This is a genomic window from Nocardioides sp. 616, assembly GCF_002930065.1.
Classification (GTDB): Bacteria; Actinomycetota; Actinomycetes; order Propionibacteriales; family Nocardioidaceae; genus Nocardioides; species Nocardioides houyundeii.
Window position 1 is genome coordinate 85,550 of the sequence record NZ_POAG01000012.1, and the last position, 12,128, is coordinate 97,677.

11 protein-coding genes are annotated in these 12,128 nt (G+C 72.6%); 2 read left to right on the forward strand and 9 right to left on the reverse strand.

All coding sequences use genetic code 11. The features are described from left to right. Positions 1-49 precede the first annotated feature (49 nt). From C5H89_RS04940 to C5H89_RS04965, 6 genes are read right to left on the reverse strand one after another with little or no spacing between them, the layout of a single operon-like run. On the reverse strand, positions 50-1,015 hold the full coding sequence (locus C5H89_RS04940) for an alpha/beta hydrolase (protein WP_104105944.1): 966 nt from the start codon (positions 1,013-1,015) through the stop codon (positions 50-52). A 41-nt stretch (positions 1,016-1,056) separates the two neighbouring features. Further along, positions 1,057-2,208, reverse strand: coding sequence for an acyl-CoA dehydrogenase family protein (locus C5H89_RS04945; protein ID WP_104105945.1), 1,152 nt, complete (start codon positions 2,206-2,208; stop codon positions 1,057-1,059). A gap of 4 nt (positions 2,209-2,212) precedes the next feature. Continuing rightward, positions 2,213-3,448, reverse strand: coding sequence for an acyl-CoA dehydrogenase family protein (locus C5H89_RS04950; protein WP_104105946.1), 1,236 nt, complete (start codon positions 3,446-3,448; stop codon positions 2,213-2,215). A 22-nt stretch (positions 3,449-3,470) separates the two neighbouring features. Then, positions 3,471-4,538, reverse strand: coding sequence for a phosphotransferase family protein (locus C5H89_RS04955; RefSeq protein WP_104105947.1), 1,068 nt, complete (start codon positions 4,536-4,538; stop codon positions 3,471-3,473). Beyond that, on the reverse strand, positions 4,535-5,353 hold the full coding sequence (locus C5H89_RS04960; RefSeq protein WP_104105948.1) for an SDR family oxidoreductase: 819 nt from the start codon (positions 5,351-5,353) through the stop codon (positions 4,535-4,537). The genes C5H89_RS04955 and C5H89_RS04960 overlap by 4 nt, the downstream gene beginning before the upstream one ends. Next, positions 5,353-6,105: an SDR family oxidoreductase gene (locus tag C5H89_RS04965; protein WP_104105949.1), complete on the reverse strand. Its 753-nt coding sequence runs from the start codon at positions 6,103-6,105 to the stop codon at positions 5,353-5,355. Before C5H89_RS04965 ends, C5H89_RS04960 begins: the two co-directional genes overlap by 1 nt. Positions 6,106-6,156: 51 nt before the next feature. Here C5H89_RS04965 and C5H89_RS04970 point away from each other — a divergent pair, with 51 nt between their 5' ends. Then, a complete protein-coding gene (locus tag C5H89_RS04970; RefSeq protein ID WP_240181712.1) occupies positions 6,157-6,759 on the forward strand; it encodes a TetR/AcrR family transcriptional regulator in 603 nt (200 codons plus the stop codon). On the opposite strand, the gene C5H89_RS04975 is transcribed toward C5H89_RS04970, so the two are convergent. Together C5H89_RS04975 and C5H89_RS04980 are read right to left on the reverse strand one after the other, a co-directional pair. Then, the gene (locus C5H89_RS04975) at positions 6,705-7,847 is read right to left on the reverse strand and encodes an acyl-CoA dehydrogenase family protein (protein WP_104105951.1); all 1,143 of its coding nucleotides are present in this window, start codon (positions 7,845-7,847) and stop codon (positions 6,705-6,707) included. The genes C5H89_RS04970 and C5H89_RS04975 overlap by 55 nt on opposite strands. A 13-nt stretch (positions 7,848-7,860) precedes the next feature. Next, on the reverse strand, positions 7,861-9,012 hold the full coding sequence (locus C5H89_RS04980; protein ID WP_104105952.1) for an acyl-CoA dehydrogenase family protein: 1,152 nt from the start codon (positions 9,010-9,012) through the stop codon (positions 7,861-7,863). A gap of 152 nt (positions 9,013-9,164) precedes the next feature. Here C5H89_RS04980 and C5H89_RS04985 point away from each other — a divergent pair, with 152 nt between their 5' ends. Further along, a complete protein-coding gene (locus C5H89_RS04985) occupies positions 9,165-10,850 on the forward strand; it encodes an ATP-binding cassette domain-containing protein (protein ID WP_104105953.1) in 1,686 nt (561 codons plus the stop codon). A gap of 37 nt (positions 10,851-10,887) precedes the next feature. Here C5H89_RS04985 and C5H89_RS04990 read toward each other — a convergent pair whose 3' ends face one another. Further along, entirely contained in the window at positions 10,888-12,105 is a 1,218-nt protein-coding gene (locus C5H89_RS04990; RefSeq protein WP_240181713.1) for a trypsin-like peptidase domain-containing protein, read from the reverse strand. Positions 12,106-12,128: the final 23 nt, after the last annotated feature.

Consider the following 12,128-nt stretch of genomic DNA (forward strand, 5'->3'; position numbering starts at 1 on the left):
CCAGGGTGTCGATCAGGGCACAGAGGTCATCGACAACCTGACTCGGACGTCAGGCGCCGTCCGTCTCCGGGTGCAGCACCGACCGGAAGAGCTCGCACGTCCGCTCGACCGCGGCCTGCGCCGCGGGGGAGTGCCGACCCATGTCCACGAACCCGTGGATCAGGCCACCGAACTCCTCGACCAGGACCGGCACCCCGGCGCCGGCGAGCGCCGCGGCGTACGCCGTGCCCTCGTCGCGCAGCGGGTCGAACTGGGCCACCACGACGACCGCCGGCGCCACGCCGGTCACCTCCCCGCGCAGGGGGGAGAGTCGCGGGTCGCCGGGATCGCGGTGCTCGCCCAGGTAGTGCAGGGCGAACCACGTCATCGTCGGCATGTCCAGGAAGTAGCCCTCGGCGTTCTCGGTGCGTGAGGGCAGGTCAGCCAGCAGGTCGGTACCGGGATAGATCAGCAGCTGCCCGGCCAGCGGCACGCCCTCGTCGCGCAGCACCTGGGCCACCACCGCCGACAGATTGCCGCCGGCGCTGTCCCCGGCCACCCCCAGCACCTCGTTGCCACCGAGCTCGGCCAAGTGCTCCGCGGCCCAGCGGGTGGCCGCGAGCGCGTCGTCCACGGCGGCGGGGAAGGGGTGCTCGGGGGCCAGCCGATAGTCGACCGAGACCACCACCGCATCGCACTCCAGCGCCAGCGTCCGGCAGGTCAGGTCGTGGGTGTCCAGGTCACCGACCACCCAGCCGCCCCCGTGGAAGAAGAGGACGGTCGGCAGCGGGTCGGACCCGGCGCGGGGACGATAGAGCCGGGCCGGGAGCTCCCCGTCGCCCCCGGGCACCGTGAGCTCCTCCACCGCGGCTACCTCCGGTACGGCGGCCGGGTCGCGCAGGTCGACGGTCAGCGTCCGGAACATCCGCCGGGCCTCGGCGGGAGTGCCCTCGTGCATGCCCTTGCTGCCCGGAGCGGAGAGCAGGCCGAGCAGGGCACCGATCTGCGGGTCGAGACGGGGGTCGAGCTCGGGCATGGTCACTCCTGGGATCGGTGGCGGCTGGGCAGTGGCTGGGGTCAGACGAAGGCGCTGATGCCGGTCTCCGCCCGGCCGATGAGCAGCTTCTGGATCTGGCTGGTCCCTTCGTAGAGCGTCATCACGCGGGCGTCGCGCAGATACTTCTCCGCGCCGTACTCGTCGACGTAGCCGGAGCCGCCGTGCACCTGGATGGCGTTGTTGGCCGCGCGGACGGCGGCCTCGGAGGCGAAGAGCTTGGCCTTGGAGGCGGCCACCGAGAACGGCTCGCCCCGGTCGATCAGATCCGCGCAGCGCCACACCAGCAGCCGCGCGGCGTCGGCGTCCAGCGAGATGTCGGCGATCATGTCCTGGACCAGCTGGAAGCCGGCGATCGGTCGGCCGAACTGGGTGCGCTGGCGGGCGTAGTCGACGGAGATCTGCAGGCAGCCCGCCACGATGCCGACGCAGCCCGCGGCCACCGAGACCCGGCCCTTGTCCAGGGTGGTCATCGCGATCTTGAACCCCTGACCCTCCTCACCGAGGAGGGCGTCGGCCGGGACCCGGACCTCGGAGAGGAAGAGCTCGGCGGTGGCCTGACCGCGCAGCCCGAGCTTGCCCTTGATCTCGCGGGCCTCGAACCCGGGGGAGTCGGTGGGCACCAGGAAGGCGCTCACCCCCTTGGGGCCGGGCCCGCCGGTGCGGGCGAAGACCAGCGCGACGTCGGCCCAGGTGCCGTTGGTGATGAAGAGCTTCTGCCCCTCGATCACCCAGTCGGTGCCGTCGCGGCGGGCACGGGAGGTCAGGTTGCCGGCGTCCGAGCCGGTGTCGGGCTCGGTGAGGCCGAAGCAGCCCAGCAGGGTGCCGGTCGCGATCCCCGGCAGCCACCGCTGCTTCTGCTCCTCGGTCCCGAACCCGAGGATGGACTTGCCGACCAGACCGTTGGAGACCGAGACGATGCCGCGCAGCGCCGAGTCGGCGCGGCCCAGCTCCTCCATCGCCAGGGTGTAGGTGAGGTAGTCGCCACCCAGGCCGCCGTACTCGGTGGGGATGGTCAGCCCGAAGAACCCGAGCTCGCCCATCTTGCCCACGATCTCCAGGTCGACGGACTCCTCGCGGTCCCAGCGGGTGCGGTGCGGGACCGCCTCACGGTCGAGGAACTCCCGCGCCAGGGCGCGGAAGGACTCCTGCTCGGCGGTCAGCGACAGGTCCACGGGCTCAGCCCTTCGCCTGGCGGGCCATCTCGGCCTTGGCCAGCGAGTTCTTGTGCACCTCGTCCGGGCCGTCGGCGAAGCGCAGGGTGCGGATCCCGGCGAACGACGCCGCGAGCGGAAAGTCCTGGGACAGCCCGCCGGCGCCGTGCAGCTGCATCGCCCGGTCCAGGATCTCCTGGACCACCTTGGGGGTGGCGATCTTGATCGCCTGGATCTCGGTGTGGGCGCCGCGGTTGCCCACGGTGTCCATCAGCCAGGCGGTCTTGAGGACCAGCAGGCGCAGCTGCTCCACCGCCACCCGGGACTCCGCGATCCACTCCCGGATCACGCCTTGGCGCGACAGCGGCCGGCCGAAGGCGACCCGGTCCTCGGCCCTGGCGCACATCAGCTCGATGGCGCGCTCGGCGACACCGATGGCGCGCATGCAGTGGTGGATCCGCCCCGGGCCCAGCCGGGCCTGGGCGATGGCGAACCCGGCGCCCTCCTCGCCGACCAGGTTGGTCACCGGGACCCGGACGTCGGTGAAGGTGAGCTCCGCGTGCCCGCCGTGCTCGTGGTCGTCGTAGCCGAAGACCTGCATCGGGCGGACGACCTCCAGGCCGGGGGTGTCGCGCGGCACCAGGATCATCGACTGCTGGCGGTGGCGCGACGCCTCGGGGTCGGTCTTGCCCATCACGATGAAGACCTCGCACTCGGGGTTCATCGCCCCGGTGATCCACCACTTGCGTCCGTTGATGACGTAGTCGTCTCCGTCGCGGACGATGGAGGTCTCGATGTTGGTGGCGTCGGAGGACGCGACGTCCGGCTCGGTCATGGCGAAGGCCGAGCGGATGCGGCCGGCCAGCAGCGGCTCCAGCCAGCGCTCCTGCTGCGCCGGGGTGCCGAAGAGGTGCAGCACCTCCATGTTGCCGGTGTCGGGCGCCGCGCAGTTCATCGCCGCCGGTGCCAGGTTGCCGCTGCGTCCGCTGATCTCGGCCAGTGGGGCGTACTGCAGGTTGGTCAGACCGCCGCCGCGACCGTGCTCGTCGGCGGAGACGGGGAGGAAGAGGTTCCACAGGCCGCGGCGGCGAGCCTCGGTGCGCAGCTCGCCGAGCACCGGTGCCTGGGTCCAGGCGAACGGGTCCGCCAGCGCTGCCAGCTCGGTCTCGAACCGGTGCTCGGCCGGGTGGACGTGGGAGTCCATGAAGGTGAGCAGCTCGGTCTGGAGCTCCTGGGTGCGGTCGTCGAAGGTGAAGTCCATGTCAGCCTTTCTGGGGGATGGCTCAGGAGGTGGCGGCAGCCAGGCCGGCTGCCAGCAGGGGCTCGACGGCGTCGCCGATGGCGTCGAAGCCGCCGCCGATGGTCTGGCCCTCGAGGTGCCGGTGGTGGATCCCCTCGAGGATCACCGCCAGCTTCAGGTGGGCCAGTCCCAGGTGGAAGCCCATGTCACCGCCCGGGCCGGCCGCCTCGCGCCCGCCCGCCGCGACGTACGCCGCGAGCTGCTCGTCGGCGCTCGGGTAGCCCGGAGCGGTGCTGGCGTCGGCCAGCGAGAGCCCGCCGATCAGCCGGGGGAGGTTGTCGTAGACCAGCAGCAGCGCCAGGTCGGTCAGCGGGTCGCCCAGGGTGGCCATCTCCCAGTCGACCACCGCCTTGACCGGCTGGTCGTCGGAGGCCACCGAGAGCAGGTTGTCCAGGCGGTAGTCGCCGTGGACGATGCCGGGGGCGCCGGCCTCCGGCACGGTGGCCGCCAGGTGTGCCAGCAGCCGGTCGGCGTCCGGGAGCTCGCGGGTGGCCGACCCGGCCAGCTGCTTGCCCCAGCGGCGTACCTGGCGCTCCAGGAACCCCTCGGGACGGCCGAACTCGCTCAGCCCGACCTCGGCCGGGTCGACCGCGTGCAGCGTGGCCAGGACCTTGATCATGGCGTCGGCCAGGTGGGCGGTGCGTTCGGGGCCGATCTCGCCGAGCTCCGCCGCGGTCCGGTACGGCGTGCCGGGGACCCGCTCCATCACGTAGAACGGGGCGCCCAGCACCGAGGGGTCCGCGCAGTGCGCGTACGTCGTCGGCACCGGCACCCCGGTCCCGGCCAGCGCGGTCATCACGGTGTGCTCGCGGCCCATGTCGTGGGCCGTGGCCTGCACGTGGCCCAGGGGCGGGCGGCGCACGATCCACCACTGCTGCCCGTCGGTGACCTCGTAGGTCAGGTTGGACTTGCCGCCGGCGATCAGGCGGCCGGTCAGTGCCTCGGCCCGGTCCAGCGAGAGCTGGTCCGCACGCTCGGCGGCGTACCACCGGGCGAAGGCGTCCAGGTCCAGCCCGGGGATCTCGTCGTGCCGCAGCTCGTCCGCGCTCATGCGGTCGCTCCCGTCGCTCGGTCCAGCGCGACCTGGAGCTTGCGCATCCCGGCCAGCCAGCGCTCGTTCTGGGTGGCCCGGGCGGCGTAGTAGTCGCCCACCTCGGCGTGCGGCAGCACCAGGAAGCGGTCCTCGTCCAGCGAGTCCACCCAGGTCTGGGCCACCGCCTCGGGGGTCAGCGCCTCGTCGCGGGAGAGCAGGTCCTTCAGCGGCCCGGACTGCTCCAGCATCCGGGTCTGCACTCCCTGGGGACAGATCGCCTGCACGGTGATGCCACGGTGGCCGTAGGTGGCCGAGAGCCACTCCGCGAAGCCGACGGCAGCATGCTTGGTCACCGAGTACGGCGCGCTGCCGAGCATGGTGAGCAGCCCCGCGGCCGAGGCGGTGACCACGAAGCGTCCGCCCTGACCGTCGGCCAGCCAGCCGGGCACCAGGGCCCGGGCCGCCCTGACGTGAGCCATCGTGTTGACCTCGAGCATCCGCTCCCAGAGCTCGTCGGGCGCTTGGAGGCTGTCCCCGCCGGCGGAGGAGGCGGCGTCGATCCCGGCGTTGGCCATGAAGACGTCGATACGTCCCAGCGCCTCGGTGGCCCGGGAGACCAGGTGTGCCACGCCCTCGGCGGTGGCGCAGTCGCCGGGGACCGCGGTGCCACCGATCTCGTCGGCGACGCTGCGCGCAGCCTCGGCGTCGAGGTCGTTGACGACCACCCGCGCACCCTCGGCGGCGAGCCGTCGGGCCAGCGCGCGGCCGATGCCGTGCCCGGCGCCGGTGACCACGGCGCCCTTGTCGGCCAGGGCCGCTGCAGCGTCGGCCATCACACGCCGCCGGTGAGGGTGAGGCCGCCGTCGACGACGAGGGTCTGGCCGGTCAGCCAGCCCGCCTCGGCGGAGAGCAGGAACGCCACGACGCTGCCGATGTCCTCGGGGACGCCGAGACGCTTGAGCGGGTAGCCGGCCGCGACCTCCTCCTCCCGACCCTCGTAGAGGGCGGAGGCGAACCTGGTCTTGACCACGGCGGGGGCCACGGCGTTGACGCGGACCGAGGGGCCGAGCTCCAGGGCGAGGGACTCGGTGAGGCTGATCAACGTCGCCTTGCTCGCGCCGTACATCGCGATGCCGGGGGCGGGCTTGGTGCCGGCCACGGAGGAGATGTTGACCACCGCGCCGCCGTGCTCGGCCATCCACGCGCGGTGCACCTCCTGCACCCAGCCCAGGGCGGAGACGACGTTGGTGTCGAGGATCTTGCGGGCGGCGTCCAGGTCGAGCTCCACCAGCGGCCCGTACGCCGGGTTGATGCCGGTGTTGTTGACCAGCAGGTCCACGCTGCCGAACGCCTCGAGCGTGCGGGCCACGGCCTCGGCGCGGTGCGCGGGGTCCGCGGCGTTGCCGGCGACGCCGATCGCGTGGTCCGGGCCACCGAGCGATTGGACGGCCTCCGCCAGGGCCTCGGGCTTGCGCGCGGTCACGCAGACCCTGGCGCCCTCGGCGACCAGACGCTCCGCGACGCCGAGGCCGATGCCTCGACTCGCCCCGGTGACGATCGCGACCTTGTCCTTGAGTCCGTGCACGTGTGCTCCTTGGGATTGCGAGTGACTAAGCGCTTGCTTACTATGACAAGCGTGAGCGATGACGTCAACGGCCCCGATGCCCGCACCCGGTTGCTGGACGCCGCCGTCCGCGCCTTCGCGGCCCGGGGCTTCCACGGGACCACCACCCGCGACATCGCCGCCGCCGCCGGGATGAGCCCGGCCGCCCTCTACGTGCACCACCGGTCCAAGGAGGAGCTGCTGCACCAGATCTCGCTGGCGGGACACCAGCGGGCCCTGGAGCTGTGCGAGGCGGCCGTCGCCGGCGCGCAGAGTCCCCGGGACCAGCTGGTGGCGCTGGTGCGCGACTTCGTGCGGCACCACGCGCTCAACCACACCGTCGGCCGCATCGTGAACTACGAGCTCGCGGGGCTCACCGCCGAGCACCGGGCCGAGATCGAGAAGATGCGGCGCCGGATGGACGCCATTGTCCGTGACCTGGTGCGCCGGGGCGTGGAGGCCGGGGTCTTCCACACCCCGGAGCCCGCGATCACCGGTGCGGCGGTGCTCTCGCTGGGCATCGACGTGTCCCGGTGGTTCGACAGCCAGGGCGGGTGGAGCCCGGACCAGGTCGCCGAGCACTACTGCGAGCTGGTGCTTCGCATGGTCGGCGCCAACGGGTCCAGCGCCTCGTAGTCGCCCACGCCGGCCATCAGCGCGACCAGCTGCTGCTGCCCGTCCCCGAGCAGGTGGTCGAGCACCGTCAGGTGGGCGGTGATGTTGCCGACGAGGTACTCCGCGGTCATGCCGATCCCGCCGTGCAGCTGGATCGCCTCCTGGCCGATGTGGCGTCCCGCGCGGCTGACCTGCAGGGCGGCCCGGGCACTCGCCTCCGCGGCCCGCGTCGCGTCGCCGGTGGCCAGCACCATGGTCGCCCAGTCCACGATGCTCCGGGTCAGCTCCAGGGAGACGTACATGTCCGCGGCCCGGAAGGTCAGCGCCTGGAAGGTGTTCAGCGTGACCCCGAACTGCTTGCGGCTCTTGAGGTAGCCGGTGGTGGCGGCCAGTGCGGCCTCCATGCCCCCCAGGGCCTCGTGGCACGCGGCCAGCCGGGCGGCGGCCAGCACCCCGGCGAGGGTCGTGGCCTGGTCGGCGCCGGGCTCCCCGAGGACGGTGGCCGGAGCGTCCTCGAGTCGCACCCGGGCGGCCCGCCCGCCGTCGTAGGTCCGGTAGCCGTCGATGTCGGCGTCGCTGCCCTCGACCAGGAACAGCCCCGTCCCACCGTCGGCCAGGGCGGCACTGACCACCAGCAGGTCCGCGCCGGCCCCGTGCAGGACCGGCTCCTTGGTGCCGTTGAGCCGCCAGCCATCGCCGAAGGGGGAGGCGGTGACCGGGACGGTCTCCTCGTGCGCCAGGGCGAGCAGCCGCTCCCCGGCAGCCAGGGCGCCGAGCAGCTCGGCCCGCTGGTCCGCGGTGCCCGCGGCGGCGACCGCGCCGCCGGCGAGCACCACGGAGGCGAGGAACGGCTCGGGGGCCAGCACCCGTCCCAGCTCGGCCGCCACCAGGCCGACCTCCACCGGGCCGGCACCCATGCCGCCGTCGTCCTCGGCGAACGGCAGGCCCAGCACCCCCATCTCGGCCAGCTGCCGCCACAGCGACTCGTCGTAGCCGGGCTCGGAGGCACTGGTGCGGCGCCGCTGCTCGAAGTCGCCGTACGTCTTGGTGACCAGGCTGCGCACCGCGTCGCGCAGCGCGACCTGCTCGTCGTCAAGGCTGAAGTCCACGTCTCGTCTCCTCTCAGAGACCCAGGATGGTGCGGGCGATGATCTGGCGCTGGATCTCGTTCGAGCCTCCGTAGATGGAGGCCTTGCGCAGGTTGAGGTACGTCGGGGCCGAGCGCCTGGCCCAGCCGGGCAGGTCGGAGTCGTGGGCGTCCCGCGCCCCCAGCGAGGCGGGCCCCGCGAGGTCGAGGATCAGCTCGCTGACCGCCTGCTGCAGCTCGGTGCCGCGCAGCTTGAGCACCGAGCTGGCCGGGTGCGGGGCGCCGTCGGTGGAGTTGGCGACCACCCGCAGGGCGGTGAGCTCGAGGGCGAGCAGCTGGTTCTCCAGCTCGGCGACCCGGGCCCGGGTCAGCGGGTCGGCGAGCTGCTCCCCGGCGAGCTGCTTGGCTCGGGCCAGCGCCCGCTTGACCGACCCCACCGGGGCTACGCCCACGCGCTCGTTGCCGAGCAGGAACTTGGCCATCGTCCAGCCCTGGTTGACCTCGCCGACGAGGTTCTCGCCCGGCACCCGCACGTCGGTGAACCACACCTCGTTGACCTCGTGGCCGCCGTCGATCAGCTCGATGGGCCGGACCTCCAGACCCGGGGACGTCATGTCGATGAGCAGCATCGAGATGCCGGCCTGCTTCTTCGCCTCGGGGTCGGTGCGCACCAGGGTGAAGATCCAGTCGCCGTACTGGCCCAGGGTGGTCCAGGTCTTCTGCCCGTTGACCACCCAGTCCTCCCCGTCGCGCACCGCGGTGGTCCGCAGCCCGGCCAGGTCCGAGCCGGCGTCGGGCTCGGAGAACCCCTGGGACCACCAGATGTCGAGGTTGGCGGTGGCGGGCAGGAACCGGCGCTTCATCTCCGGCGTCGCGAACTGGGCGAGCACCGGCCCGATCATCGAGGCGTTGAACGCCAGCGGCGCGGGGACGCCCGCCTGCTGCATCTCCTCGTGCCAGATGTGGCGCTGCAGGTCGGTCCAGTCCCGGCCCCCGTCGGCCACGGGCCAGTGCGGCACCGCGAGCCCGGCAGCGTTGAGGATGCGCTGGCTGGTCACGATCTGGTCCCGGCTCAGCTCCCGGCCCTCCAGCACGGTGGAGCGGATCTCCTGCGGCACCTCGGTGGTGAAGAACCTTCGCATCTCATCCCGGAAAGCCTGGTCCTCCGCTGACAGCTCCAGCCGCATGCGCCGCCCCTTCTCCTGTGCCGTTGTCGGCCCTCATCATCACCAAGACCGGTCCCCAATGACATGGGCGCGGTGCCCAAGACGGCGTAGCCCGGCGACTGGGCGCGTCGCCAAGTCGCGGAGCGTCGGCCCGCTGGCGCAGAATCGCCTGCGTGGGTCATGTCGATGTCGCCGGTGTCCGTTACGAGCTGCCCGACGGTCGGGTGCTGCTCGACGACGTCTCGTTCCGCGCGGGGGAGGGCGCCAAGGTGGCACTGGTCGGGGCGAACGGCGCCGGCAAGACCACCCTGCTGCGCATCGTCACCGGAGAGCTGGCGCCGCACGCCGGGGCGGTGACCCGGTCGGGCGGCCTCGGCGTGATGCGTCAGTTCGTCGGGCACGGGGGCTCCGGGGAGACCGTTGCCGACCTGTTGATGTCGGTGGCCCCCGAGCCGGTACGCCGAGCGGCGGCGGAGGTCGACGCCTGCGAGCGACGGCTGATGGACCACGAGGACGAGCCCACCCAGATGCGCTACGCCACGGCGCTCTCGGACTACGCCGACGCCGGTGGCTACGACCTGGAGGTGGTCTGGGACAAGTGCACCGTGGCCGCCCTCGGGGTGCCCTTCGAGCGGGCCCGCAACCGGGACCTGCGCACCCTCTCCGGCGGGGAGCAGAAGCGGCTGGTGCTGGAGTTCCTGCTGGCCGGCCCCGACCAGGTGCTGCTCCTGGACGAGCCCGACAACTATCTCGACGTCCCCGGCAAGATCTGGCTGGAGCAGCGGATCGCGGAGTCGCCGAAGACCATCGTGCTGATCAGCCACGACCGCCAGCTCCTGGCCAGCACCGCCACCCGGATCGTCACCGTGGAGCTGGGCAGCGCCGGCAACCAGGTGTGGACCCATCCCGGCGGGTTCGCCACCTACCACCAGGCGCGGGAGGAGCGCTTCGCCCGCTTCGAGGAGCTGCGCAAGCGCTGGGACGAGGAGCTGGCCAAGCTGCGCGCCCAGATGCTGATGTACAAGCAGAAGGCGGCGTACAACTCCGACATGGCCAGCCGCTACCAGGCCGCGCAGACCCGGCTGCGCAAGTTCGAGGAGGCAGGCCCCCCGACCGAGCAGCCGCGGGAGCAGCAGGTGGTGATGCGGTTGCGCGGCGGACGCACCGGCAAGCGTGCCGTGGTCTGCACCGCACTCGGGCTCACCGGACTGATGGAGCCCTTCGACCTCGAGGTCTGGTACGGCGAGCGGGTGGCCGTGCTGGGCAGCAACGGGTCCGGCAAGTCACACTTCCTCCGGCTGCTGGCCGCCGGCGGCAGCGACCCGGAGCGCGAGCACCTGCCGGTCTCGAGTGCCGCACCGGTGAAGCCGGTGCCGCACACCGGGACCGCCAAGCTGGGCGCGCGGGTGCGGCCGGGATGGTTCGTCCAGACCCACGACCACCCCGAGCTGGTCGGGCGCACCCTGCTGGAGATCCTGCACCGCGGCGACGAGCACCGGTCCGGCAGGGGCCGTGAGCAGGCAGCCCGAGTGCTGGACCGCTACGAGCTGGCGCACGCGGGGGAGCAGCGTTTCGAGTCCCTCAGCGGTGGCCAGCAGGCACGGTTCCAGATCCTGCTGCTCGAGCTCTCCGGGGCCACCCTGCTGCTGCTGGACGAGCCCACCGACAACCTCGACGTCCAGTCGGCGGAGGCGCTCGAGGCGGGGCTGGAGTCCTTCGAGGGCACGGTCGTCGCCGTCACCCACGACCGGTGGTTCGCCAGGCGCTTCGATCGCTACCTGGTCTACGGCGCGGACGGCGGGGTCTACGAGTCCGACGAGCCGGTCTGGGACGAGGGCAGGGTGAGCCGGTCCCGCTGAGCGGGCCCGTCCGCCCCTGCCGCTGTGCGGCGGTAGGTCAGTCGGAGTCCGCGTCGGAGTCGAGCACCAGCTGGGTGCTCTCCTCCTTGCCGTCCCGCTCGTAGGTCAGCTCGACCTCGTCGCCGGGACGGTAGGTGCGGACCGTGGCGACCAGGTCGTCGGCGCTGTCGATCGGCTGGCCGTCGATCCCGGTGATGATGTCGCCGTCCTCGAGGCCGGCCTTGGCGGCGCTCGATCCCGGCGTCACGCTGCGGATCAGCGCCCCCAGCGCGTCGCTGTCCCCGGCGGTGGCGGCATCGGTGACCTGGACGCCCAACCGCGCGTGGGTCGGGGTCTCGCCCTTGGCCATCTGGTCGATGATCGGCAGGATGTCGTCGATCGGGATGGCGAAGCCCAGGCCGATGGAGCCGGCCTGGCCGCTCGAGGAGTCCGAGGCGGTCCGGATGGAGGAGTTGATGCCCACCACCCGACCGTCGAGGTCGACCAGCGGACCACCGGAGTTGCCCGGGTTGATGGCAGCGTCGGTCTGGATGGCCGGGTAGGTGGTGGTGTTGCCCGCGTTGTCCGCGGCGCCGACGTTGACCGGCCGCCCCAGTGCGCTGACGATGCCGTAGGTGACCGTGGCGTCCAGCCCGAACGGGGAGCCGATGGCCACCACCGGCTGGCCCACGCGCAGGTCGTTGGAGTTGCCGATGGTCGCCGGGGTCTGGCCCGAGACGTCCTCGGCCTGGATCACCGCGGTGTCGGTGAGCGGGTCGGCTCCCAGCACCTCGGCCGAGGCGCGCGTCCCGTCCGAGAAGGAGACGGTGATTTCCCCGTCGCCGCTGGCACCCTCGATCACGTGGTTGTTGGTCAGGATCCGGCCGGTCTCGGTGAGCACGATCCCGCTGCCCGAACCGCCGCCGCCGCTGGTCCTGACGTCGATGCGCACCACCGAGGGCAGCACCTCCTCGGCCACGCCCTCCACGCCCTCCATGCTGGCGTCGCTGCCCGCGCTGTCGGTGTCGCTGCGCGAGGGAGTGCTCCGGTCCGGGGCGGAGCTCGCGCCGTTGTCGTCGTCCCACCACTGGTCGTACGCGGCGGCGCCACCCACGCCTGCGGCGCCTCCGAGCAGCAGGGCGCCCACGAGCACCCCGACGGCGAGCCCGGTGCCCCGCGATCGTCCGGCGCCGCTCCCGTCCGGGCGTGGCTGCGGGGTCGGGTCGGGACCTTGCTGAGGTGAACCGTAGTAGCTGGGCGGCGGGGTCTCACTCATGCCTGCCAGCATGCCAGCAGACC

Excerpts from the sequence above, each read along its gene's own strand:
- C5H89_RS04960 (WP_104105948.1), bottom strand. The coding sequence starts at position 5,353 with ATGGCCGACGCTGCAGCGGCCCTGGCCGACAAGGGCGCCGTGGTCACC.
- C5H89_RS04955 (WP_104105947.1), bottom strand. The coding sequence starts at position 4,538 with ATGAGCGCGGACGAGCTGCGGCACGACGAGATCCCCGGGCTGGACCTG.
- C5H89_RS04940 (WP_104105944.1), bottom strand. The coding sequence starts at position 1,015 with ATGCCCGAGCTCGACCCCCGTCTCGACCCGCAGATCGGTGCCCTGCTC.
- C5H89_RS04950 (WP_104105946.1), bottom strand. The coding sequence starts at position 3,448 with ATGGACTTCACCTTCGACGACCGCACCCAGGAGCTCCAGACCGAGCTG.
- C5H89_RS04980 (WP_104105952.1), bottom strand. The coding sequence starts at position 9,012 with ATGCGGCTGGAGCTGTCAGCGGAGGACCAGGCTTTCCGGGATGAGATG.
- C5H89_RS04990 (WP_240181713.1), bottom strand. The coding sequence starts at position 12,105 with ATGAGTGAGACCCCGCCGCCCAGCTACTACGGTTCACCTCAGCAAGGT.